Origin of the sequence: Streptomyces sp. PsTaAH-124 (genome assembly GCF_000373685.1) — a bacterium.
Lineage (GTDB): Bacteria > Actinomycetota > Actinomycetes > Streptomycetales > Streptomycetaceae > Streptomyces > Streptomyces andamanensis.
Window position 1 is genome coordinate 148,033 of sequence record NZ_KB892166.1, and the last position, 22,208, is coordinate 170,240.

The 22,208-nt window shown below is 73.7% G+C and carries 22 protein-coding genes; 12 read left to right on the forward strand and 10 right to left on the reverse strand.

What is annotated here, in order from left to right; translation table 11 throughout:
• Positions 1 to 82: 82 nt before the first annotated feature.
• The 3 genes from B086_RS0113510 to B086_RS0113520 all read left to right on the forward strand — a co-directional run bounded on the left by B086_RS0113510 (position 83) and on the right by B086_RS0113520 (position 3,788).
• Entirely contained in the window at positions 83 to 1,267 is a 1,185-nt protein-coding gene (locus tag B086_RS0113510) for an RCC1 domain-containing protein (protein ID WP_026252389.1), read from the forward strand.
• Between the two features lie 192 nt (positions 1,268 to 1,459).
• Positions 1,460 to 2,635, forward strand: a complete 1,176-nt coding sequence (locus tag B086_RS0113515; protein WP_018566947.1) for a 4-hydroxybenzoate 3-monooxygenase — start codon at positions 1,460 to 1,462, stop codon at positions 2,633 to 2,635.
• Positions 2,636 to 2,861: 226 nt separating this feature from the next.
• On the forward strand, positions 2,862 to 3,788 hold the full coding sequence (locus tag B086_RS0113520; protein WP_018566948.1) for a Bax inhibitor-1/YccA family membrane protein: 927 nt from the start codon (positions 2,862 to 2,864) through the stop codon (positions 3,786 to 3,788).
• A gap of 128 nt (positions 3,789 to 3,916) precedes the next feature.
• Here B086_RS0113520 and B086_RS0113525 read toward each other — a convergent pair whose 3' ends face one another.
• Positions 3,917 to 4,144, reverse strand: coding sequence for a DUF4287 domain-containing protein (locus B086_RS0113525; RefSeq protein WP_018566949.1), 228 nt, complete (start codon positions 4,142 to 4,144; stop codon positions 3,917 to 3,919).
• 97 nt (positions 4,145 to 4,241) lie between these two features.
• Between B086_RS0113525 and B086_RS0113530 the strand changes: the two genes are divergently transcribed.
• Positions 4,242 to 4,553, forward strand: a complete 312-nt coding sequence (locus B086_RS0113530; RefSeq protein ID WP_199785690.1) for a hypothetical protein — start codon at positions 4,242 to 4,244, stop codon at positions 4,551 to 4,553.
• 102 nt (positions 4,554 to 4,655) lie between these two features.
• Here the strand turns inward: B086_RS0113530 and B086_RS0113535 are convergent, their stop codons facing one another.
• The 3 genes from B086_RS0113535 to B086_RS0113545 all read right to left on the reverse strand — a co-directional run bounded on the left by B086_RS0113535 (position 4,656) and on the right by B086_RS0113545 (position 8,226).
• The gene (locus B086_RS0113535) at positions 4,656 to 5,483 is read right to left on the reverse strand and encodes a hypothetical protein (RefSeq protein WP_018566951.1); all 828 of its coding nucleotides are present in this window, start codon (positions 5,481 to 5,483) and stop codon (positions 4,656 to 4,658) included.
• A 314-nt stretch (positions 5,484 to 5,797) separates the two neighbouring features.
• On the reverse strand, positions 5,798 to 7,018 hold the full coding sequence (locus B086_RS0113540; RefSeq protein WP_018566952.1) for an acetyl-CoA C-acetyltransferase: 1,221 nt from the start codon (positions 7,016 to 7,018) through the stop codon (positions 5,798 to 5,800).
• Positions 7,019 to 7,200: 182 nt separating this feature from the next.
• The gene (locus B086_RS0113545; protein ID WP_018566953.1) at positions 7,201 to 8,226 is read right to left on the reverse strand and encodes an SGNH/GDSL hydrolase family protein; all 1,026 of its coding nucleotides are present in this window, start codon (positions 8,224 to 8,226) and stop codon (positions 7,201 to 7,203) included.
• A 155-nt stretch (positions 8,227 to 8,381) separates the two neighbouring features.
• On the opposite strand from B086_RS0113545, the gene B086_RS0113550 reads away from it, so the two are divergent.
• Positions 8,382 to 9,773, forward strand: coding sequence for a cystathionine beta-synthase (locus B086_RS0113550; protein WP_018566954.1), 1,392 nt, complete (start codon positions 8,382 to 8,384; stop codon positions 9,771 to 9,773).
• A 441-nt stretch (positions 9,774 to 10,214) separates the two neighbouring features.
• On the opposite strand, the gene B086_RS0113555 is transcribed toward B086_RS0113550, so the two are convergent.
• A complete protein-coding gene (locus B086_RS0113555) occupies positions 10,215 to 10,634 on the reverse strand; it encodes a membrane protein (protein WP_018566955.1) in 420 nt (139 codons plus the stop codon).
• Positions 10,635 to 10,995: 361 nt separating this feature from the next.
• Here B086_RS0113555 and B086_RS0113560 point away from each other — a divergent pair, with 361 nt between their 5' ends.
• Positions 10,996 to 11,838: a MurR/RpiR family transcriptional regulator gene (locus B086_RS0113560; RefSeq protein ID WP_018566956.1), complete on the forward strand. Its 843-nt coding sequence runs from the start codon at positions 10,996 to 10,998 to the stop codon at positions 11,836 to 11,838.
• Between the two features lie 256 nt (positions 11,839 to 12,094).
• Complete coding sequence (locus B086_RS0113565; RefSeq protein ID WP_234029312.1) at positions 12,095 to 12,616, forward strand: hypothetical protein; 522 nt, start codon at positions 12,095 to 12,097, stop codon at positions 12,614 to 12,616.
• A gap of 33 nt (positions 12,617 to 12,649) precedes the next feature.
• Here the strand turns inward: B086_RS0113565 and B086_RS0113570 are convergent, their stop codons facing one another.
• From B086_RS0113570 to B086_RS0113585, 4 genes are read right to left on the reverse strand one after another with little or no spacing between them, the layout of a single operon-like run.
• Positions 12,650 to 13,024 (reverse strand): hypothetical protein, encoded by a 375-nt coding sequence (locus B086_RS0113570; RefSeq protein WP_018566958.1) that lies wholly within the window; start codon positions 13,022 to 13,024, stop codon positions 12,650 to 12,652.
• Between the two features lie 32 nt (positions 13,025 to 13,056).
• Positions 13,057 to 13,497: a roadblock/LC7 domain-containing protein gene (locus B086_RS0113575; protein WP_018566959.1), complete on the reverse strand. Its 441-nt coding sequence runs from the start codon at positions 13,495 to 13,497 to the stop codon at positions 13,057 to 13,059.
• A gap of 13 nt (positions 13,498 to 13,510) precedes the next feature.
• Positions 13,511 to 14,428 (reverse strand): hypothetical protein, encoded by a 918-nt coding sequence (locus B086_RS0113580; RefSeq protein ID WP_018566960.1) that lies wholly within the window; start codon positions 14,426 to 14,428, stop codon positions 13,511 to 13,513.
• Positions 14,425 to 14,853: a hypothetical protein gene (locus B086_RS0113585; RefSeq protein WP_026252390.1), complete on the reverse strand. Its 429-nt coding sequence runs from the start codon at positions 14,851 to 14,853 to the stop codon at positions 14,425 to 14,427. Before B086_RS0113585 ends, B086_RS0113580 begins: the two co-directional genes overlap by 4 nt.
• Positions 14,854 to 15,142: 289 nt before the next feature.
• Between B086_RS0113585 and hutU the strand changes: the two genes are divergently transcribed.
• Genes hutU through hutI form a run of 4 tightly spaced genes read left to right on the forward strand, consistent with a single transcriptional unit; the run spans position 15,143 to position 20,554 of the window.
• Positions 15,143 to 16,807: a urocanate hydratase gene (gene hutU / locus B086_RS0113590; protein WP_026252391.1), complete on the forward strand. Its 1,665-nt coding sequence runs from the start codon at positions 15,143 to 15,145 to the stop codon at positions 16,805 to 16,807.
• Positions 16,804 to 18,021 (forward strand): allantoate amidohydrolase, encoded by a 1,218-nt coding sequence (locus tag B086_RS0113595; RefSeq protein ID WP_018566963.1) that lies wholly within the window; start codon positions 16,804 to 16,806, stop codon positions 18,019 to 18,021. The genes hutU and B086_RS0113595 overlap by 4 nt, the downstream gene beginning before the upstream one ends.
• Positions 18,018 to 19,352: a formimidoylglutamate deiminase gene (locus tag B086_RS0113600; RefSeq protein ID WP_026252392.1), complete on the forward strand. Its 1,335-nt coding sequence runs from the start codon at positions 18,018 to 18,020 to the stop codon at positions 19,350 to 19,352. The genes B086_RS0113595 and B086_RS0113600 overlap by 4 nt, the downstream gene beginning before the upstream one ends.
• Before the next feature lie 26 nt (positions 19,353 to 19,378).
• Positions 19,379 to 20,554 (forward strand): imidazolonepropionase, encoded by a 1,176-nt coding sequence (hutI, locus tag B086_RS0113605; RefSeq protein WP_018566965.1) that lies wholly within the window; start codon positions 19,379 to 19,381, stop codon positions 20,552 to 20,554.
• Positions 20,555 to 20,632: 78 nt separating this feature from the next.
• Here hutI and B086_RS0113610 read toward each other — a convergent pair whose 3' ends face one another.
• Complete coding sequence (locus tag B086_RS0113610; protein ID WP_018566966.1) at positions 20,633 to 21,529, reverse strand: RNA polymerase sigma factor SigF; 897 nt, start codon at positions 21,527 to 21,529, stop codon at positions 20,633 to 20,635.
• Positions 21,530 to 21,767: 238 nt separating this feature from the next.
• Between B086_RS0113610 and B086_RS0113615 the strand changes: the two genes are divergently transcribed.
• Positions 21,768 to 22,190, forward strand: a complete 423-nt coding sequence (locus tag B086_RS0113615; RefSeq protein WP_018566967.1) for an STAS domain-containing protein — start codon at positions 21,768 to 21,770, stop codon at positions 22,188 to 22,190.
• Positions 22,191 to 22,208: the final 18 nt, after the last annotated feature.

The following is a 22,208-nucleotide window of genomic DNA, read 5'->3' on the forward strand; positions in this document are numbered from 1 at the left end:
ACCGTGGGCGGCAGGGGCGAGCGGTCGCCCCCGGCCCGCACGCCACGCGCCGTGCGGGTCAGGAACCAGACAGGAGCGTCCCATGGCTGCCATGTCCTGGCTGCGTGTGCTCGTCGCCGGTGCCGCCGTCCTCGCGCTGGCCGGGTGCAGCAAGGCCGACCGCGCGGTGCTCGGCGCGCCGGGCTGCCCGGAAGGACCGGCCGCGCGCCCGGCACCGGCACCGGCACCGGCGCGGGCCGGGACCGTGTGGACCTGGGCGCCGCACTTCCAGGCACCCGAGGGCACCCCCGCCCGGCGGGCGGTGCCCGGCTGGAGCGACGTCGTCTCGGTCGCGGACAGCGGATACACCACCGTGGCCGTCCGGGCGGACGGGACCGTCTGGTCCTACGGCGTCAATGTCGAGGGCTCCCTGGGGCACGGCACGCGCGAACGCGTGTACGAGGCGACGCCCCGGCAGGTGACCGGGATCGGCCCGGCGCGCGCCGTCTACAACAGCGGCTCGACGTTCTACGCCGTCCTGCGCGACGGCCGGGTCCTGGGCTGGGGTGCCGACCGGTTCCTGGTGGAGGCCGGGCGGCGGCGCGGCCACGACGGGGTGAGCGTCCCGCAGTCGGTCCCCGGTGTGAAGGGGGTGGTCGCGATGGGCCCGGGGCTGCTCAACTCCTTCGCCCTGCGCGGCGACGGCCGGGTCCTGGGCTGGGGCGTCAACCTGACCGATGTGCTCGGGGACACGGACGGCACCCGCCTCACGGCCGTGCGCGGTGTCTCCGGCGCCGTCGGCGTCGCCTCGGCGGGCGAGGCCGTGGTCGCGGTGAAGGCGGACGGCCGGGTCTGCGCCTGGGGGAACAACGCGCACGGCCTGCTGGGCGTCGAGCCGCGCGGCGGCCAGAGCGGGCGGCCGGTGCGGGTGCCGGTCGTGCGCGGGGCGGTGCAGGTGGCGGGCGGGGAGAACGTGGCGTACGCCCTGGACCGCGACGGCGCGGTGTGGGCGTGGGGCCGGGGCGCGAGCGGCTCACTGGGCGACGGCGACACCTCCGACCACGTCTCCGCGCGGCCGGTCCGGGTGGCCGGCCTGCCCCGGATCAGCCGGATCGCCGCGTACCAGTTCACCGGGTACGCCATCGACACCGAGGGCGGGCTGTGGGGCTGGGGCTCCGGCCTGGCGCTCGCCCCGAACGCCCCGGGCGGCACCGCCGTGCCGGTGCGTGTCCCGCTGCCCGGCCCCGCCGTGGACGTGTCCGGCCGGCACGTGATCGTCGCCGAGTGAGCGCCGTCCGGTGACGGCGACGCTCACCGGGGGAGCCGTCCGCGCCCGCCCCGGGGCCATTGACATCGCCTCGGGGCGGGCGGAAACTCGGTCCCGCATCGGTGAAGAAAACTTCACCAGGCGAACACGCGGGCCCGTCGAGGGCACGAGGACCCGCCCCGCGGCAACGACGCCCACCCGAGAGGACGACCGATGCGCACCACCGTCGGCATCATCGGAGCCGGTCCGGCCGGTCTCCTCCTGGCCCGGCTGCTCCACAACGCCGGGATCGACTCGGTCGTCCTGGAGAGCCGCGACCGCGCCTACGTCGAGCGGCGCCAGCGCGCCGGGATCCTGGAGCAGGGCACCGCCGACGTACTGCGCGCCGCCGGGGCCGGGGAGCGGATGGACCGCGAGGGGCTGCGGCACGACGGCATCGAGCTGCGGTTCGCCGGACGCCGCCACCGCGTCGACCTCCCGGCGCTGACCGGCGGGAAGTCCGTGCTCGTGTACGCGCAGACGGAGGTCTGCAAGGATCTCGTCGCGCTCCGGCTGAAGGACGGCGGCCCGCTGCTGTTCGAGGCGGAGGCGCTGGCCGTGGAGGGGGCCGAGGGCGACCGTCCCTCCGTACGGTTCCGGCACGAGGGCCGCGAGTCCGTCCTGGAGTGCGACCACGTCGTCGGCTGCGACGGCTTCTGGGGGGTGGCGCGCCGGGCCGTGCCCGCCGCGCTCTCCCAGGTGTTCGAACGGACGTACCCCTTCGCCTGGCTCGGTGTCCTCGCCGACGTCGCCCCCTCGCACGACGAACTGGTCTACGCCCGCCACGAGCGCGGCTTCGCCCTGCTGTCCATGCGCTCGCCCGCCGTCTCCCGCCTCTACCTCCAGGTGCCCGCGGACACCGACCCGGCCGCCTGGCCGGACGAGCGGATCTGGGACGAGCTGGACCGCCGGCTGGAGATCCCCGGCGGGCGGCGTCTGGAGCGCGGGCCGATCACGCAGAAGTCGGTGACCCCGATGCGGTCCTACGTCCACGAGCCGATGCGCCACGGCCGCCTCTTCCTGGCCGGTGACGCCGCCCACATCGTCCCGCCCACCGGCGCCAAGGGGCTCAACCTCGCCGTCGGCGACGTCGTCACCCTCGCACGGGCGCTGGTCCACCTGCGCGACACCGGCTCCGACGAACTGCTGGACGCCTACTCGGCCACCTGTCTGCGGCGCGTCTGGCAGGCCGAGCACTTCAGCTACGACATGACGACGATGCTGCACCGCTCGCCGGAGGCGGACGGCTTCGAGGAGCGGCTGCACCTGGCCCGGCTCGACCGGATCGCCACCTGCCGGTCCGCCGGGGCGGACCTCGCCGAGGCGTACACGGGCTTCCCGGTCGGCTGACACGCGCGGGCGTCCCGGCCGCCGGCGCGCCCGATGATCTCCGGCCGGTTCCGGGCAGGTCGCGGCTCGGTCAGGAAAGGCCCCGGCCATGGCCGGGAATCACCTGTCCGCGTAGCGTGTTCGTCAGCAGAAGGAGGGAAAGATCCTTCCCAGGTAGTAGGGTCGATCCTTTGCCTTTCCATTACTCTTGAGCCAAGGCCGCGACGTGCGGCCATGGAGGAGTGAGATGAGGAGCAGAAACCCGGTCTTCTCGCGACGGGGGTTCAGCCGCGACAACGGCTACGCGGGCTTCAACACCGCGCCGCAGGCCGGGGGTCCCGCAGTCGGCACGCAGGGCAACCCGTACGCGCAGGGCAATCCGTACGCCCAGCCGAGCGGCAACCCCTACGCGCAGAACCCTTACGCTCAGAACCCCTACGGCCAGCAGGACGTGCAGACCGGCACGCCGCCGCAGGCCCCGGCCGCCCCCGGCCGGATGACGATGGACGACGTCGTCGCGCGCACCGCGTCCACGCTCGGTGTGCTGGTCGTCACGGCCGCCCTCGCCTGGGCGCTGCTGCCGGTCGACGACGCGCACCTCAGCCGTTCCTACGGCATCGGGATCGGCGCCGCGCTGATCGCGATGGTGCTCGGCTTCGTCCAGTCCTTCAAGCGCACGGCCTCGCCCGCGCTGATCCTGAGCTACGCCGCCTTCGAGGGCGTCTTCCTCGGGATGTTCTCCAGCGTCGTCGACAACCGCATCGCCAGCGGCGCGGCCATGCAGGCCGTGCTCGGCACGATGGCGGTCTTCGTCGCCGTCCTGGTCGCCTACAAGGCGGGCTGGATCCGCGTCAACCGGCGCTTCTACGGCTTCGTGATGGCCGCCGCGCTCGGTTTTGTGCTGCTGATGGTGGTCAACACGCTGTTCGCCGTGTTCGGCGGCGGTGACGGCCTCGGCTTCCGCAGCGGCGGCCTCGGCATCGTCTTCGGCATCATCGGCGTGCTGCTCGGCGCCTGCTTCCTCGCCCTGGACTTCAAGCAGGTCGAGGACGGTGTCGCCTACGGCGCCCCGCGCGAGGAGGCCTGGCTCGCCGCCTTCGGCCTCACGCTGACGCTGGTGTGGATCTACCTGGAGTTCCTGCGGCTCATCGCGATCCTCAACAGCAACGACTAGCGGTAGCGACGACGGTCGGCGGTCACCGCACCGCTCCGCGATACGCCCGCACACGCGAGGGCCCCGGCTCCGGCCGGGGCCCTCGCGTGTGCAGCGGCACCTCGGGGCCGGGGCGGCCGGTGCGGCGGCTAGAGCAGTCTGCGCGCGGCCCGGCGCAGGTCGTACTCGTGGATGATCGCCTTCGCGTGCCCGTACGCGAGGTTGTGTTCCTGCCGGAGCCAGCTGAGCCGCTCCTCGAAGCAGAGCGCGGGGCCTTCGTCGACGGTGCGCAGCCAGTCGGCGAGCTCACGGCCGGTGCACTGGGGGATGCGGGCGAGCAGGTTGCGGTGGGTCTCTTCGGAGAAGACTTGGGACATCGGCGCCTCCGGACGCTGTGAAGCCGGTCCTTCACGTCACCGTGCCTGAGCGTCGGCGCGTTGGCAACAGTCCGGGGACGACGCGTAGTCTCGCGGCGTGGTTGACACGACATCTCTGACCCGGGCAGTGGATCACTTCGCCGACCGTCTGAGGGCGGCGCCGCAGAGCCGGCTGCAACGGGCGGGCGCCACCGAGGCGCTGGGGCTGGCCCGGGAGCTGTCCCGGCGGGCGCAGTTGCTGGAGGACCCCGCGGCCGAACCGCGCGAGATGCCCGACGCCGGGATGTTCGCCGCCGCGGACCAGATCACCGTCGCCGGACACGACCTGGCGCTCGTCCTCACCACCGACGCCGAGGTCGCCGAGGCGGTACGGCTGGTGGAGGAGGCGCAGAAACGCGCGGGCGTGTGAGCGCCCGCGCGCGGGAAACGGTCCGTACGCCGGGCCGGCCCGGTCGACGGGCCTGAGCGGGACCGGACCCCAGAGGCCGGGGCGCGGGCCCGGACCGGAGGGTCAGAGCGAGGCGATGACGCGGTCCGCCAGGATGTACACGTTCTCCTCGCCGCAGGCGAAGGTCAGGGTGTAGGCGCCGGACACGCCCGAACCGCCCAGCAGCACCGGGGTCTCGCCCGCGTGCAGGGCCGCGGCCAGCCGTTCGGCGGTCTCGCGGTGGCCGGGGGTCATGCACAGGGTCGTGCCGTCGGAGAAGACGTAGACGTCGAGGGTGCCCAGCGGGCCGGGCCGCACATCGGCCAGCGCCACCTTGGCGTCGGCCAGTTCCTCCAGCGTGGCGACGGTGCGCTCGTGGTCGCCCACGACCGGGGACGGATGCGGGGTGAAGTCCGGGTGCGAGGGGTGGCGGCGGCGGGCCGCGGCCAGTTCGGGGGAGTCTGCGGCGGTGCCGGCCGCGGTGTCCTTGCCGGGCAGACCGGAGAACTCGTCGGCCTCGGCGCCCGACTCGGTCACCGGCTCCAGGTGTTCGAGACCGGCCAGATCGGCCTGGCGCGGCAGGAACAGCTCGCTGTCGGGCAGCCCGAGCAGGGAGGGCGTGTCGGCCGCGTCCCGGGCCTCCTGGGCGGCCCAGAAGGCGCGCGCCTCGGCCAGTTCCCGCTCCCGCTCCTCGGCGAGTGCCTGCACGACGGCGGTGCGTATCTGCTCGGCGTCCGCGTGGCCGCGGGCGGCGGGCAGCAGGGCGCGCGCGGTGGCGGCGTGGTTCTCGGCGAGTTGCCGCTCCAGAGCCGTGACCTGGCGGCGCAGGGTGAAGAGGGTGCGCAGGACGGCGACGCCCACGGCGCCGGTGGCGGCCGTGGTGAGCAGCAGGGCGATGGGCATGGCGCTCACTGACGTACTCCCGGGTTCAAGGTCGACCCCCGACTTCCTACATCAGCTTGAAGGGTGGACTATCAAGCTGTCAGTGCGTAACGTCACGAAACGGACAGGAATGTGGCGTGAGAGGTGCTTGTGCCCCCTGTGGAGCTATCGCTGACCTGCGGAGATCTCCTCCCCGAGGGAGATAGGTCACACTCTGGGGGAGATTGGATCACAGAACGGCCCGGAATCCGGGAGTTTTCCGGATTCCGGGCCGCTCGTTCACGCTGGGTGCCACGCCGGGCACTGACGGTGTCTCAACTGGTGGTGCGCACGGGGCGCGAGGGTCAGCTGAGGCGTTCGACGACCATCGCCATGCCCTGGCCGCCGCCCACGCACATCGTCTCCAGGCCGAACTGCTTGTCGTGGAACTGGAGCGAGTTGATCAGCGTGCCGGTGATGCGCGCGCCGGTCATGCCGAAGGGGTGGCCGACCGCGATGGCGCCGCCGTTGACGTTCAGCCGGTCCAGGTCGATGCCGAGGTCGCGGTAGGAGGGGATCACCTGGGCGGCGAACGCCTCGTTGATCTCCACCAGGTCGATGTCGCCGACGGTGAGACCGGCCCGGCTCAGCGCCTGCTTGCTCGCCTCCACCGGGCCCAGGCCCATGATCTCCGGGGACAGGGCGGACACCCCGGTGGAGACGATCCGGGCGAGCGGCGTCAGGCCCAGCTCGCGGGCCTTGGTGTCGGACATGATGACCAGCGCGGCGGCGCCGTCGTTGAGCGGGCAGCAGTTGCCCGCGGTGACCAGGCCGTCGGGGCGGAAGACCGGCTTGAGGCCGGACACGCCCTCCATGGTGACCCCGGCGCGCGGGCCGTCGTCCTTGCCGACGACGGTGCCGTCGGGCAGCGTCACCGGCGTGATCTCGCGCGCCCAGAAGCCGTTCTTGAGGGCCTCCTCGGCGAGGTTCTGCGAGCGGACGCCGAACTCGTCCATGTCCTGGCGGGTGACGCCCTTGGCGCGGGCCAGGTTCTCGGCGGTCTGGCCCATCGCGATGTAGGCGTCCGGGAGCAGGCCGTCCTCGCGCGGGTCGTGCCAGGTGGAGCCCTCGGACTCCGCCACGGCGGCGGTACGGGCCTCGGCCTCGGCGAAGAGCGGGTTGTGCGTGTCCGGCAGGCCGTCGGAGCTGCCCTTGCCGAAGCGGGAGACCATCTCGACACCGGCCGAGACGAAGACGTCGCCCTCGCCCGCCTTGATGGCGTGCAGTGCCATCCGGGAGGTCTGGAGCGAGGAGGAGCAGTAGCGGGTGATCGTGCAGCCCGGCAGGTGGTCCATGCCCATCTGCACGGCGACGATCCGGCCGAGGTTGTGGCCCTGCTCGCCGCCCGGGAGCCCGCAGCCGAGCATCAGGTCGTCGATGTCCCGCGGGTCCAGCTCGGGGATCTTGGCCAGTGCCGCCCGGACGATCGTCGCGGTCAGGTCGTCGGGGCGCAGGTCCTTGAGGGACCCCTTGCCGGCGCGGCCGATGGGGGAGCGGGCGGTCGAGACGATGACGGCTTCGGGCATCACGGCTCCACGAGGGGGAGGGCGGGCAGGGCTGGATGGGAAGTTACCGGTCCGTATGGTCCGGGTCACGGGGATCGCGGTGTGACCCTGGCCGCAGTTTTCTAAGCGCTTGCTTGGCCTGCCGGGACGGGCCGCCACCGGGCCGCCGCCGGGCGCCTCCGCCGGACCGCCGCCGGGCGGTGTCAGGGCGAGGGGGTGATCTGGTTCGGCTGCGGCTCCGGCACCCGCCGCCTGCGGCGCCGCTTGAGCAGCACCCACGGGCCGCGCGGCCCGGTCGGCATCGCCGCCGTGACCTCCGTACCGGCCTCGGACGCCGCCTGCGCCGCCGCCCGCGCCACCGGCAGGAAGCCCTCGCGCCGCGACACGTCCGGCCGCTCCTCCTCCGCCGGCCACAGGCCCAGCGCCGCGCACACCGTCGGCAGCACCGCCATCGCCGCCGTCGCGTACCCCTCGGCGGACGGGTGGTAGTTGTCGGGACCGAACAGCTCGCGCGGGTTGGCCGCGAACTCCGGCCCCAGCAGGTCGCCCAGGGACACCGTGCGGCCCCCCTGCTCCACCACCCCGATCGTCTGCGCCGCCGCGAGCTGCCGGGAGGCGCGGCGGGCCAGCCACCGCAGCGGCTGCTGCACCGGCTCGAGCGTGCCCAGGTCGGGGCAGGTGCCCACCACCACCTCGGCACCGGCCGTCCGCAGCAGCCGCACCGCCGCCGACAGATGGCGCACCGAGCGCGTCGGCGGCATCCGGTGGGTCACGTCGTTGGCGCCGATCATGATCACGCAGACGTCGGGGACCTGGTCCGGCCCGGCCAGGACCAGCGCCGTCTGCCGGTCCAGATCGTCCGAGCGGGCGCCGGGCACCGCCACGTTGCGCAGCCGCACCGGACGCTCGGCGACCGCGGCGAGCCCGGACGCCAGCAGCGCGCCCGGCGTCTGGCCCGCTCGGTGCACGCCCTGCCCCGCCGCCGTGGAGTCCCCGGCCATGACCAGCAGCAGCGGCTCCTGGCCGGGCGCCTCGTACTCCCGGCCGTACAGCCCGGCCGCGGCCGGCACGTGGTGGTCCGTGCCGCCCGCCACCTGGCGCCTGGCCAGCTGCGCCTCGGCCACCAGCAGCCCGAGCGCGGCGGCGCCGGCCAGTCCGAGCCCCCCGCCGCCGTACGCCGCGCCGGCCGCGATCCGCCGGGCCACCCGCGCCCTCGACATGCTCGTCATGCCGCCGCCACCTCCCGCATAGCCGTCCACCCAGTCCTTGCCCCGTACCGACCGTCGCCCAATCGCGACGGGGAGTGAACGCCCGTCGCGGGCGGTCCCCGGGCCTTAGGCTGGCGGCACACCCCGACCCATCTGTGCAGCGACCGGAGACAACGGTGCAATTCCACGACTCGATGATCAGCCTCGTCGGCAACACCCCGCTGGTACGGCTCAACAGCGTCACCAAGGGCATCAAGGCGACCGTCCTGGCCAAGGTCGAGTACTTCAACCCGGGCGGCTCGGTGAAGGACCGCATCGCGCTGCGCATGATCGAGGCCGCCGAGCGCAGCGGAGAGCTGCGGCCCGGCGGCACCATCGTGGAGCCGACCAGCGGGAACACCGGGGTGGGCCTCGCGATCGTGGCCCAGCAGAAGGGCTACAAGTGCATCTTCGTCTGCCCGGACAAGGTCTCCACCGACAAGATCAACGTGCTGCGCGCGTACGGGGCGGAGGTGGTGGTGTGTCCCACCGCCGTGGCACCGGAGCACCCGGACTCCTACTACAACGTCTCCGACCGCCTCGTCCGTGAGACCCCCGGCGCCTGGAAGCCCGACCAGTACTCCAACCCCAACAACCCGCTCTCGCACTATCACTCCACCGGCCCCGAGCTGTGGGAGCAGACCGAGGGCCGGATCACCCACTTCGTGGCGGGCGTCGGCACCGGCGGCACCATCTCCGGCACCGGCCGCTATCTGAAGGACGCCAGCGACGGCCGGGTCAAGGTCGTCGGCGCCGACCCCGAGGGCTCCGTCTACTCCGGCGGCTCCGGGCGGCCGTACCTGGTCGAGGGCGTCGGTGAGGACTTCTGGCCCACCGCCTACGACCGGGACGTCGCCGACGAGATCGTCGCCGTCTCCGACAAGGACTCCTTCCAGATGACCCGCCGCCTCGCCAAGGAGGAGGGCCTGCTCGTCGGCGGCTCCTGCGGCATGGCGGTCGTCGCGGCCCTGGAGGTGGCCGAGCGGCTCGGCCCGGACGACGTCGTCGTGGTGCTGCTGCCGGACAGCGGGCGCGGGTACCTCTCGAAGATCTTCAACGACGAGTGGATGGCCGACTACGGCTTCCTGGAGGACGAGGGCCCCAGCGCCCGCGTCGGCGACGTGCTGGAGGACAAGGCGGGCGGCTCCATTCCCTCGCTCGTCCACATGCACCCGGACGAGACCGTCGGCGAGGCCATCGAGGTGCTGCGCGAGTACGGCGTCTCGCAGATGCCCGTCGTGAAGCCGGGCGCGGGCCACCCCGACGTCATGGCCGCCGAGGTGGTCGGCTCCGTGGTCGAACGGGAGCTGCTGGACGCGCTGTTCACCAAGCGGGCCTCGCTGGAGGACCCGCTGGAGAAGCACCTGTGCGCCCCGCTGCCGCAGGTCGGCTCCGGTGAGCCGGTGGCCGACCTCATGACCGTGCTCGGCACCGCCGACGCGGCCATCGTCCTGGTGGAGGGCAAGCCGACCGGTGTGGTCAGCCGCCAGGACCTGCTCGCCTTCCTGGCCAAGGGCGGCAAGCAGTAGCGCCCGGCCGCCGCCCGGTGTCCGCCGGACGCCGCGGGAACACGCGGTGACCTGCGGCCGAGCATCCGTCGTACAAGTGGTACGCGCGTGTCACGTGCCCGCAGCACCCGCTTAACACGCGTCCGCCACAGTGGTGGTCGTCGGCAGGGAGGCGGAGCCCCCGGGATTCACGCCCCGGACCTCTCCTCCTGGCCGGCGCCCGAGCGGCGTCAAGGACAACCGGAGCGGCTCCCGGACCTCCATGGACGCCCCGGACGCAGGGCCCGGCCTGACCCGGCCCGCGTCCCTCGCGGGGACCGCCGTCGTCCCGCCCCCCAGTGCTGGGGGTGCGGCGGTCCCCGCGCACACCTCCTTCGCCGTACGTCCCGCTTCGTACGTCCCTTACGCCCCTTGCCGGGAGCTGGGGGCTCTGCTTGCCGAGGGGCCCGGCCGGTCGGCCGGTCAGTCGCTCCAGTCGTCCGAGGAGGGCCTCCGCCGCCGGAACAGGTCCGGGTTGGTCCGGGCCGCCTGCACGGCGTTGACGCCGACGATCCCGGCCCAGGCGGCGATCAGGCCGGGCAGATGGGCGAGCCCGCCGCCGATCGCGGAGAGCGGGACGGCCAGCACCAGCGAGACGATCCCGAAGCCGAACCGCTCACCGAAGGTGTCCGTGGGCCGCGGCGAGCGGGCGTCGCGGGTCGACGCCATCTGCTGCTCGGCCACATGGCGCCGCATCCGCCGCTCGACAGCGCCGTCGATGCGCTGGTCGACCTTCTCCAGGAACGAGTCGACCAGCTCCGACTCGTACTCCGACCCCAGCTCCCTGCGAGCCTGCAAGGTGGCGTCGAGTTCCTTCTTGAGGTCGGTGTCCCGCGCGTCCATTCCGCTCATGCGCACCAGGCTAGAGAGGAGCCCGCGCGCCCGCACTGGTGCTAGCCCCCCGCCCCGCCCGGGGGCCGTCCGCCGCCGGTGCCACCCGGACTGCGGCTGCGGCGGGCGCACCGACGGCGGCGGCCGTCACCTCGGCCCCGGGTGGGGGCCGGAGCGCGGGCACAGGGGTCGCGTGCACCGCGTACGGTCACGATTAGCATGCGAACGGTCGCTTTCCGTGCCGATAGGGCGACACTTGGCGGTTCCCTTGCCTCGTCTGTATGGGGTCATGCAGAGTTCTTGGTGTCTGAATAGGAACTGGTCGGGGAGTACTCTCCCGGGGCGTCGACGACTTCTGGAGGGGGAGCACGTCATGAGCGTGACCGAGAGTCCTGCCGCGCGGTTGCAGGCGCTCTTCGAAGGGCACCGGCTGACACCGACCCAGCGGCGCATCGCGCACAGCATGGTGCGGCGCGCCGCCGACGTGCCGTTCCTGTCCAGCGTCGAGCTGGCCGAACTGGCCGGGGTCAGCCAGCCGTCGGTCACCCGCTTCGCGGTCGCCCTCGGCTTCGACGGCTACCCGGCGCTGCGCCGCCATCTGCGCGAGGTCGCGCCCGCCGAGCCGGCGGCGCGCGCGGAGTCGGCCAACGAGTACCAGCAGGCCGTCGAGGCGGAGATCGAGAACCTGCGGCACCTGGCGGAGGCGCTGGCCGATCCGGGCCCGGTGCGCGAGGCCGGGCGCCTGCTCGCGGCCTCGCGCCCGCTGCCCGTCCTCGGCCTGCGCGCCGCGGCCTCCCAGGCGTACGGCTTCGCGTACTTCGCGGCCAAGGTGCACCCGGACGTACGGCTGCTCCACGAGGGCGGCTCGATGATCGAGGACCGTATCGACGGCGCCGTACGGGCCGGGGCGTCGGCGCTGCTGTGCTTCGCGCTGCCGCGCCATCCGCGGGAGGTGGTGGACACCCTCGCCCACGCCAAGGAGGCCGGGCTGGCCGTCGTCACCGTCGCCGACTCGGCGTTCGCCCCGGTCGCCCGCCACAGCGACCTGCTGCTGCCCGCCGCCGTCGGCACCGGGCTCGCCTTCGACACCGCCTGCGCGCCGATGCTGCTGGGCCGGGTGCTCCTGGAGGCCATGTGCGACGACCTGCCCGACGCGCAGGCGCGCCTGGAGGAGTTCGACGCGAAGGCGGCGGCGCGCGGCCTCTTCGAGGACTGAGAGGACTGACACGCGGCCTCTTCGAGGACTGAACGGACGTCCGGACGGCCCGGACGCGCTCTCAGACTCGTCTCACGAACGCTCGCTAGCCTCCCGCCCGGACGGACAGGAGTGTGCCGGGAAGCGGAGGAGGCAGCACGTGGCACGCGGAACGCGCGAGGACGGTGGAGGCAACCGCGGGGGCAACCGGGGAGGCGACCGCGGAGGCAGGGGACTGGCCCGGGTGGCCGTCGTCGTACGGGCCGGGGCGGCGCCGATGTGGTGGCTCGGGGTGGTCGCGGCGGGCGCGGGGGTGCTGGTGCCGGGGCTGACCGGGAGGCGGATCGGCGTCCTCGCGGGCGCCGCGCTGTTCCTGGTGGCCGCGCCCGCCGTCGCCGGTGTCCGGCGCCGCCGCTACACGGGCCTCGCCCGCTCGGCCGCCCGCGCCGGACGGCACGACGTGCTCCAGGACCGGGCGGTCAGCGCCCGCGCCTGGCGCCGCGGGCACCGCTGGTGGCTGCTGGCGGCGTTCGCGGCCGCGCTCGGCTCCTCCTTCGCCCTGCCGGCGGCGGGCGGCATGCTCCTGGCGGGCGCCGGGGCGGGGCTGCGGCTCAAGGCCGCCTGGCTCGGGCGGCTGGAGCGGTCCGGGGACGTGCTGCTGTGGGTGCGGGTGGACTGGCTCGGCCGACGCGGCGGGTGTCCGGCGGGCAGGGCGGTCAAGGCGTACCGCAGTACCGGCATCGCGGCGGGCGACGCGGCCCCCGGAGGGTCCCGCCGCCGCACCGCCGCGCTCGTCTGATCCGCCGTCACCGCAGCCCGGGGTGGCCGTGGTTCAGACCTCCAGGTCCTGTTCGATCCGCTTCAGCTGATGGCGGGCCATCGCGAGGTTGGCCCGCTTCGCGTCCAGGACCAGATAGAGGAAGAGCCCGTTCCCGCTGCGGCCGCCGAGCAGGCGGATGACGTGGTACTGGTCGCTCAGGGTGATCAGGATGTCCTCGATCTCCCCCTTGAGGCCCAGGTGTTCCATGGTGCGCAGCTTCGCCCGTACGACGTCGGTGTTGCCCGCCGCGGCGACGTTCAGGTCGAAGGTCTTGCTGCCGCCCATCGTGCCCAGCGCCATACCGCTGGTGTAGTCGACGAGCGCGACTCCGGTGGCGCCCTCGATGGAGGCGAGCGCTTCCTTCAGACAGGTCTCGGTGTTGGCCATGGCCGGTCGGTCTCCTTCGGCTTCTCTGGTTCTCAGCTTCTCTGGCTTTTTCTCGGGTGCCGGTGGTCAGGTCCGGCGGCCGGGTGCCCGCCGCCGGTGGTGCGCGGGACGTCGGTGAGTTCGCCGATGCGGGCGCCCGCCCGGCGGCCCTCCAGATGGAGGCGGCCGACGTTGACGCGGTCCTCGGCGAGCAGGGTCAGCACGGCGCCGCGGCCCGCCGCGTAGGTGGCGACGTAACCGTGGACGCCGCGCAGCAGTACCTCGCGCAGCTCGCCCCGGCCGGTCACGTCCGCCATGCGCACGGCCACGCCGAGCGCGGTCGCGGTGAGCGCCGCCAGGCCCTCCGGTTCCACGCCCGGGGTGTCGTGGGCCAGGACGAGGCCGTCGACGCTCGCGGCCAGGGCGCCGGTGAGCTGCGGCACGCGGAACCGCACCCGCCGCAGCTCCTCCAGGATCTCGGGCTCGGCCGCCATCCGGTGTCTCCTCTCAAAGGGCCTCCAGCGCATCCCTGAGCCTCTTCAGCAGCGTGATGTGGGGGTCTTCGGTGCCCTGGTCCGGCGCGGGGGGCCAGGGGTCCGCGCGTGCGGGACCGGCTCCCTGCCCTGCCCGGTCTCCTCGGCCGTACGGAGCGGGAGGGGGTGGTGCGGGGTCCCGCGCGGGCGGCGGTTCCGGTCCCGGGCGCGGGGCGAGGAGGCCCGCGGCGGCCAGGCGCCGCACGTCCACCAGGGTGTGGAACGTCTGCCGCCCCAGGTCCCGGGCCAGGTCGGCGGCGGTGCGGACGCCGTCGGTCCGGTCCAGCAGGTCCTGTCGGCGGGGGGTGGGGCGCGGCGCGGCGGCGGTGGGTGTGCGCAGCAGCGGGGCGCTGTCCGGCCGGGCGTCGGGCCAGATGCGGTCCAGCAGTGCCCGGCGGCGCAGGGTCTCCCGCTCCAGGGCGTCGACCGGGACCGGGGGGAAGGGGCCGGACCGGTGGCCGGTGCCGTAGCGGAAGCGGCCGGGGGTGCTGCTCGGGGCGAGGACGAAGTAGGCGGCGTCGTAGAGCGCGCTCAGGTAGCACAGATGCAGGGCGCCCTCGGCGAGGCGGCCGTCGGCCAGCAGGACCCGCGCGGCGCCGCCCTGGCCGCCGGCCCGGGAGACGGCCTCCTGCCAGATCTCGGGCCGCAGTGTGCCGTGCGTGGTGAGCAGGACGCCGAGGCCGGGGGCGAGCGGGCTCTCGGCGTACGCCACGCGGCCCTCGTCGAGGTGGAGCGTGCCGTGTTCGCGGACGAGGACGCCGGTGGCCCGTTCGGCGGCCAGCCGGGTCAGCATCGGGGAGAGGCCGGCCGGGGCGCGCTCGCCGCGGGTCCGGTCCCGCACCGGCAGCGGGGGCGGGGGCGGCGGTGGGGCGGGGGTGTCGACCGCGGTCATCCCAGCACCAGCCGCTCGGCCATCTCGCCCAGGCGTATGCGGGCCAGCGCGAGGTTGCCCTCGGCGCGGGTCAGCCACAGGTGCAGGAACACGGTGCTGTCGAAGCCGGTGTCCACGAACCGCAGCAGATGGTAGCTGTCCCGGTTGCTGACGATCAGGTCCTCGACGGGCGGGCGTCCGTCGTCCGCGGTGCCGGTGGAGGTGCCGGTGCCGGTGGAGGTGCCGGTGGAGGTGGCGGCGAACGCTCCGTGTTCGGCGGCCAGCCGCGCCAGTTCCGCCGCCTCGGCCGCCGTGGTCTCGTGGTCGCCGCCCGGCGGCTCCCCGACCGCGCCCAGGGCGAGTCCGCTCGTCCAGTCGACCAGCGCGGCACCCCGCGCACCGGGCAGCCGCATGGCTTCCAACAGGCACTCGTCGATTCCGGGCACGCTCGTTCCCCTCCCGCCTGCGGTTTCGGCTGAGTGAGGGGGGACGCTACGCAGGGTGTGCGGGGGCGATGGAGGGTTCTGGCATTTTCCGGTGGAACATGCGTCCCGGGAACTAGTGTGGGTCGGCTGAGCCCCCGCCCGCCCCCGCGCCGGGCCCCGGGGTGCGCTCCGCCGCCCGCCCTCGCCGCCACCGCGTCACCGCGGCGTATTGACTAGCTCTATTCAGCGGTCCAGGATGTGAATAGAAGCCGTAACACATCCCTCGGGAGCAACCGCCAGGAGGCAGCCCATGTCAGGACCCCGCCCTGTTCGAGCACCGCGCGGTACGGAACTGAGCGCCCTGGGATGGCAGCAGGAGGCCGCCCTGCGGATGCTCCAGAACAACCTGGACCCCGAGGTCGCCGAGCACCCCGACAAGCTCGTCGTCTACGGCGGCACCGGCAAGGCCGCCCGCGACTGGCGCTCCTTCGACGCCATGGTCCGCACGCTGCGCACCCTCAAGGCCGACGAGACCATGCTCGTCCAGTCCGGCCGCCCGGTCGGCGTCATGCAGACCCACGAGTGGGCGCCGCGCGTCCTGCTCGCCAACTCCAACCTCGTCGGCGACTGGGCCAACTGGGAGGAGTTCCGCCGCCTGGAGGCCCTCGGCCTGACCATGTACGGGCAGATGACCGCGGGCTCCTGGATCTACATCGGCACCCAGGGCATCCTCCAGGGCACCTACGAGACCTTCGCCGCCGTCGCCGCGAAGAAGTTCGACGGCACCCTCGCCGGGACCATCACCCTCACCGCCGGCCTCGGCGGCATGGGCGGCGCCCAGCCGCTGGCCGTCACCATGAACGACGGCGTCGCCCTCTGCATCGACTGCGACCCGCGCGCCATCGACCGCCGTATCGAGCACCGCTACCTCGACGTACGCGCCGACTCCCTCGACCACGCCCTCCAGCTCGCCACCGAGGCCCGCGACCAGCGCAGGCCGCTGTCCATCGGCGTCCTCGGCAACGCCGCCGAACTGGTCCCGCAGCTCCTCGCCATGGGCGCGCCCATCGACATCGTCACCGACCAGACCAGCGCCCACGACCCGCTGGCCTATCTGCCGCTCGGCGTCGACTTCGAGGACATGGCGGACGCCGCGGCCAAGGACCCGGCCGGTTTCACCACCCGCGCCCGCGAGTCCATGGCCCGGCACGTCGAGGCGATGGTCGGCTTCCAGGACGCCGGGGCCGAGGTCTTCGACTACGGCAACTCCATCCGCGGCGAGGCCCGACTGGCCGGGTACGAGCGCGCCTTCGCCTTCCCCGGCTTCGTCCCCGCCTACATCCGGCCGCTGTTCTGCGAGGGCAAGGGCCCCTTCCGCTGGGCCGCGCTGTCCGGCGAGGCGTCCGACATCGCCAAGACCGACAAGGCGATCCTCGACCTCTTCCCGGAGAACGAGTCGCTGGCCCGCTGGATCAAGTTGGCCGGTGAGCGCGTCCACTTCCAGGGGCTGCCCGCCCGTATCTGCTGGCTCGGCTACGGCGAGCGCGACAAGGCCGGCGAGCGGTTCAACGACATGGTCGCGAGCGGTGAGCTCCAGGCGCCGGTCGTCATCGGCCGCGACCACCTCGACTGCGGCTCCGTCGCCTCCCCGTACCGCGAGACCGAGGCCATGCTCGACGGCTCCGACGCCATCGCCGACTGGCCGCTGCTGAACGCCATGGTGAACGTCGCCTCCGGCGCCTCCTGGGTCTCCCTGCACCACGGCGGCGGCGTCGGCATGGGCCGCTCCCTCCACGCCGGGCAGGTGACCGTCGCCGACGGCACCGCGCTGGCGGGCGAGAAGATCCGCCGGGTGCTCACCAACGACCCCGGGATGGGCGTCATCCGGCACGTGGACGCCGGGTACGACATCGCCGAGTCGGTGGCCGGCGAGCGGGGCGTGCGGATCCCGATGCGCGAGGGTGACCAGGCGTGAGCTTCCACAGCATGTGGGCGGAGCTGCTGCCGGTCGGCCGCAGCTCCGCCTCCGGCGGCTACCGCCGCTACGCCTGGACCGGTGCCGACGCCGACTGCCGGGCCTGGTTCCGGCAGCAGGCCGAGGACCGCGGTCTGGCCCACGAGACCGACCGCAACGGCAACCAGTGGGCCTGGCTCGGCGACCCGGCCGCCGGGGACGCCGTCGTCACCGGCTCGCACCTGGACTCCGTACCGGACGGCGGCGCCTTCGACGGACCCCTCGGCGTGGTCTCGTCGTTCGCGGCACTGGACGAACTGCGCCACCGGGGAGCGCGGTTCACCCGACCGCTCGCCGTCGTCAACTTCGGCGACGAGGAGGGCGCCCGGTTCGGACTCGCCTGCGTCGGATCGCGGCTGACCGCCGGGCAGCTCACCGTCGAACAGGCGCACCGGCTCACCGACGGCGACGGGACCACCCTGCCGCAGGCCATGGAGGCCGCCGGGTACGACCCGGACGCCATCGGCCCCGACCCGGAGCGCCTCGCCCGCATCGGGGCGTTCGTCGAACTCCATGTGGAGCAGGGCCGCGCCCTCGATCTCACCGGCGACGCCGTCGGCGTGGCCAGCGCGATCTGGCCGCACGGACGGTGGCGGTTCGACTTCCGCGGCGAGGCCAACCACGCGGGCACCACCCGCCTGGCCGACCGCCGCGACCCGATGCTGTCCTACGCCGAGACGGTGCTCGCCGCCCGCCGCGAGGCCGAACTCGCCGGTGCCGTCGCCACCTTCGGCAAGATCGCCGTGGAACCGAACGGGGTCAACGCGATCCCGTCCCTGGTGCGCGGCTGGCTCGACTCCCGCGCCGCCGACCAGGAGACCCTGGACACGGTGGTCGGCGGCGTCGAGAAGGCGGCCCGCGCCTACGCGGACGCCCACGGCATCGACCTCGCCGTCGTCCGGGAGTCCTTCACGCCCGTCGTGGAGTTCGACCACGCCCTGCGCGACGAACTCGGGCGCATCCTGGGCCGGGACACCGGACTGCGGGTGCCCGTGCTCGGCACCGGCGCCGGACACGACGCCGGGATCCTCTCGGGAAGCGTCCCTACCGCCATGCTGTTCGTGCGCAACCCCACCGGTGTCTCGCACTCCCCGGCCGAGTCCGCCGCCGAGGACGACTGCGCGGCCGGGGTGCGCGCACTGGCCGACGTACTGGAAGGACTGGCGTGCGCGTGACCGAGGCGACCTACTGGCTGGAGCACGCCTGGCTCGGCACCCGCGTCGAGCCGGGCGTGGCGGTCGAGACGGCGGACGGACGGATCACCGCCGTGCGCACGGGCACCGCCGCCCCGCCGCCCGGCGCCGAGGTGCTGCGCGGGCTCACCCTGCCGGGCCTGGCCAACGCGCACAGCCACGCCTTCCACCGGGCGCTGCGCGGCACCGTCCAGGTCGGCTCCGGCACCTTCTGGACCTGGCGCGAGGTCATGTACTCCGTGGCCGACCGGCTGACCCCGGACACCTACCACGCGCTCGCCCGCGCGGTGTACGCCGAGATGGCCCTCGCCGGGATCACCTGCGTCGGTGAGTTCCACTACCTGCACCACGCCCCCGGTGGCGCCCGCTACACCGACCCCAACGCCATGGGCGAGGCTCTGATCGCGGCCGCCGCCGAGGCGGGCATCCGGATCACCCTCCTGGACACCTGCTATCTCGCCGCAGGCTTCGGGGAGCCGCCCAACGCCCACCAGCTCCGCTTCTCCGACACCAGCGCCGAAGCCTGGGCCGAACGCTGTGCAGTTCTCAAGGAACGGGATCACGCGCGGATCGGTGCCGCCGTCCACTCCGTACGGGCGGTGCCCGCCGGGCAGTTGGCGACCGTGGCGCGGTGGGCCGAGGAGCGGCGGGCCCCGCTGCACGTGCACCTCTCGGAGCAGACCGCCGAGAACGACGCCTGCCTCGCCGCCCACGGGTGCACCCCCACCCGGCTGCTGGCCGACCACGGCGTGCTCGGCCCGCGCACCACCGGCGTGCACAACACGCACCTGACCGACGACGACATCGCGCTGCTCGGCTCCACGGGCACCGGCACCTGCATGTGCCCGACCACCGAACGGGACCTCGCGGACGGCATCGGACCGGCCGCGGCCCTCCAGCGGGCCGGCTCCCCGCTCTCCCTGGGCTCCGACAGCCACGCCGTCATCGACCTGCTCGAAGAGGCCCGCGCGATGGAGCTGGACGAACGGCTGCGCACCCGCACCCGCGGCCACTGGACCGCCGCCGCCCTGCTGCGCGCCGCCACCGCCGACGGCCACGCGGCCCTCGGCTGGGCGGAGGCCGGCCGGATCGAACCCGGCGCGCCCGCCGATCTGACCACCGTCGCGCTGGACTCCGTCAGGACAGCGGGGCCCGAGCCCCGGCTGGGCGCCGAGACGGCCGTATTCGCGGCGGGCGCGGCCGACGTACGGCATACGGTCGTGGGCGGCCGGCAGGTCGTACGCGACGGCGCGCACACGCTCGTGCCGGACGTGCCGCGGGCGCTGGCCGCCGCCGTCGAAGCCCTGCGCTGACCCCCATCGCCCCCCACGAGGACACCATGAGCACCAGCACCGTCATCACCCACATCGCCACGCTGGTCACCAACGACCCCTCCCTCGGCGACAACTCCCCTCTCGGACTGATCCGGGACGCGGCGCTCGTCATCGACGGCGACCGCGTCGCGTGGACCGGTGAATCAAGCAAAGCACCCGCCACTGACAACCGCCTCGACGCCGGTGGCCGCGCGGTGCTCCCGGGCTTCGTCGACTCCCACTCCCACCTGGTCTTCGCGGGCGACCGCACCGAGGAGTTCAACGCCCGGATGTCCGGCCGGGCCTACAGCGCGGGCGGCATCCGCACCACCGTCGCCGCCACCCGCGCCGCCACCGACGCGGAACTGGAGGCCAACCTCACCCGCCACCTGGCCGAGGCCCTGCGGCAGGGCACCACCACGTTCGAGACGAAGTCCGGCTACGGCCTGACCGTCGAGGACGAGGCCCGCGCCCTGCGCGTCGCCGCCGCGCACACCGACGAGGTCACCTACCTCGGCGCCCACATCGTCTCCCCGGACTACGCCGACGACCCGGCGGCCTATGTGGCCCTGGTCACCGGCGAGATGCTGGACGCCTGCGCCCCGCACGCCCGCTGGATCGACGTCTTCTGCGAACAGGGCGCCTTCGACGGCGACCAGGCGCGCGCGATCCTCACCGCGGGCCGGGCCAGGGGCCTGCACCCGCGCATCCACGCCAACCAGCTCTCCTACGGCCCCGGGGTGCAGCTCGCCGTGGAGCTGGACGCGGCCAGCGCGGACCACTGCACGCATCTGACGGACGCGGACGTCGACGCGCTGGCGCACAGCGACACGGTCGCCACGCTGCTGCCCGGCGCCGAGTTCTCCACCCGGGCCGCGTGGCCGGACGCCCGCCGCCTGCTGGACGCGGGCGCCACGGTGGCCCTGTCCACCGACTGCAACCCGGGGTCCTCGTACACGTCCTCGGTGCCGTTCTGCGTCGCCCTGGCCGTGCGGGACATGGGCATGACGCCCGACGAGGCCGTCTGGTCGGCGACGGCGGGCGGGGCGGCGGCGCTGCGCCGCACCGACGTGGGCCGGCTCACCCCCGGCGCCCGCGCCGACCTGGTCGTCCTGGACGCCCCGAGCCATGTCCACCTGGCCTACCGGCCGGGCGTGCCGCTGGTGGACCAGGTGTGGCGTCGGGGCGTGCGCGAGGTCTGAGCCACCGAGGCGTCAGGCGGGAGACAGGCGGGAAGGCCCCGGGCCGCAGGATGCTGGCCGGGCCCTCCCGCCCGGGGCTCACTCCTCGACCGTCAGCGCCTTGCGCAGCCGCACCAGCGTGCGCGACAGCAGCCGTGAGACGTGCATCTGGGAGATGCCCAGCTCCTCGCCGATCTCCGACTGGGTCATGTTGGCCACGAACCGCAGCGAGAGGATCTTCCGGTCCCGGGCGGACAGCTCCGCGATCAGCGGCTTCAGCGACTCGACGTACTCGATGCCTTCGAGCCCGTGGTCCTCGTAGCCGATGCGGTCCGCGAGGGCGCCCTCGGAGTCGTCGTCCTCGGGCTGGGCGTCCAGCGACGAGGCGGTGTACGCGTTGGAGGCCGCCATACCCTCCACCACCTCGTCCTCGGTCAGACCGAGGTGGCGGGCCAGCTCGCCCACCGTGGGCGCGCGGTCCAGGCGCTGGGCCAGCTCGTCGCCGGCCTTGGCCAGGTCGAGCCGCAGCTCCTGGAGCCTCCGCGGCACGCGCACGGACCACGAGGTGTCCCGGAAGAAGCGCTTGATCTCGCCGATGATGGTAGGCATCGCGAAAGTCGGGAACTCGACGCCGCGGGACAGTTCGAAGCGGTCGATCGCCTTGATCAGGCCGATGGTGCCGACCTGGATGATGTCCTCCATCGGCTCGCTGCGGGAGCGGAAGCGGGAGGCGGCGAACTTGACCAGCGCCAGGTTGAGTTCGACGAGCGTGTTGCGTACGTACGCGTACTCGTGGGTGCCTTCCTCAAGGCACTCCAGTCGCTCGAAGAGGGTCTTGGACAGGGCCCTGGCGTCGTCCGGGGCCACTTCGTCGTACGGCGGGATGTCCGGGAGGCCGGCCAGCGCGGCGAGGGGGTCCAGGTACTCCGGAGCGGGTGTCGACGTCGCCGTCTGGGTATGCGAGGCGTCGAGCCGGGGTGACATGATGTCCTCCATCGTTCTCGGCATATGGCTGCCGAAGCCAATTCGTGCACTGCGGTGTGCGGCGCCTCCAAAGCCGGCCGTGTCGGTTACGTGTCCCTACTAGCCCTACCCGCTTTCCCGAGGCGATCGCAAGTGCGTTCTGTCGGTATATGTCCGTTTGTGTGCGGTTGTTCGGGTGTTGGGGCGGTCGGGGAAGGCGTAGTGTTCGAGGGCATCAGTCAGCAGCCACGACTCCTGGGAGAGAGACGGCATGGACCGCGGGACGGTCGGCAGCGCACAGTCGGGCCGGCTTCTGGTGGAGGTGCGGCAAGAGGGCTCCAGTGCCGTCGTGACACCGGCGGGTGAACTGGACCACCACACGGCCGACCTTCTGCGCGAGCCGCTGGAGGAGTGCCTAGACAAGGGGCGCTCGCGTCTGGTGGTGGACTGCTCGCGCCTGGAGTTCTGCGATTCCACGGGGCTGAACGTGCTGCTGGGGGCGCGGCTGAAGGCGGAGGCGGCCGGGGGAGGTGTGCATCTCGCGGGGATGCTGCCGGTGGTGGCGCGCGTGTTCGAGATCACGGGGGCGGACGCGGTGTTCACCGTGCACGCCACGCTCGACGACGCGCTGGCCGGTGAGCGGGGCGGATCCGGCGCGGCCGGACGGGCCGGGGAGGCCGGCGGGACCGGCTGAACCGACGGCGGTGCCGTC

Coding starts and splice junctions, on each gene's coding strand:
- B086_RS0113510 (WP_026252389.1), top strand. CDS start 83: ATGGCTGCCATGTCCTGGCTGCGTGTGCTCGTCGCCGGTGCCGCCGTC.
- B086_RS0113515 (WP_018566947.1), top strand. CDS start 1,460: ATGCGCACCACCGTCGGCATCATCGGAGCCGGTCCGGCCGGTCTCCTC.
- B086_RS0113520 (WP_018566948.1), top strand. CDS start 2,862: ATGAGGAGCAGAAACCCGGTCTTCTCGCGACGGGGGTTCAGCCGCGAC.
- B086_RS0113525 (WP_018566949.1), bottom strand. CDS start 4,144: ATGTCCCAAGTCTTCTCCGAAGAGACCCACCGCAACCTGCTCGCCCGC.
- B086_RS0113540 (WP_018566952.1), bottom strand. CDS start 7,018: ATGCCCGAAGCCGTCATCGTCTCGACCGCCCGCTCCCCCATCGGCCGC.
- B086_RS0113545 (WP_018566953.1), bottom strand. CDS start 8,226: ATGACGAGCATGTCGAGGGCGCGGGTGGCCCGGCGGATCGCGGCCGGC.
- B086_RS0113555 (WP_018566955.1), bottom strand. CDS start 10,634: ATGGACGCGCGGGACACCGACCTCAAGAAGGAACTCGACGCCACCTTG.
- B086_RS0113560 (WP_018566956.1), top strand. CDS start 10,996: ATGAGCGTGACCGAGAGTCCTGCCGCGCGGTTGCAGGCGCTCTTCGAA.
- B086_RS0113565 (WP_234029312.1), top strand. CDS start 12,095: ATGTGGTGGCTCGGGGTGGTCGCGGCGGGCGCGGGGGTGCTGGTGCCG.
- B086_RS0113570 (WP_018566958.1), bottom strand. CDS start 13,024: ATGGCCAACACCGAGACCTGTCTGAAGGAAGCGCTCGCCTCCATCGAG.
- B086_RS0113575 (WP_018566959.1), bottom strand. CDS start 13,497: ATGGCGGCCGAGCCCGAGATCCTGGAGGAGCTGCGGCGGGTGCGGTTC.
- B086_RS0113580 (WP_018566960.1), bottom strand. CDS start 14,428: ATGACCGCGGTCGACACCCCCGCCCCACCGCCGCCCCCGCCCCCGCTG.
- hutU (WP_026252391.1), top strand. CDS start 15,143: ATGTCAGGACCCCGCCCTGTTCGAGCACCGCGCGGTACGGAACTGAGC.
- hutI (WP_018566965.1), top strand. CDS start 19,379: ATGAGCACCAGCACCGTCATCACCCACATCGCCACGCTGGTCACCAAC.
- B086_RS0113610 (WP_018566966.1), bottom strand. CDS start 21,529: ATGGAGGACATCATGTCACCCCGGCTCGACGCCTCGCATACCCAGACG.
- B086_RS0113615 (WP_018566967.1), top strand. CDS start 21,768: ATGGACCGCGGGACGGTCGGCAGCGCACAGTCGGGCCGGCTTCTGGTG.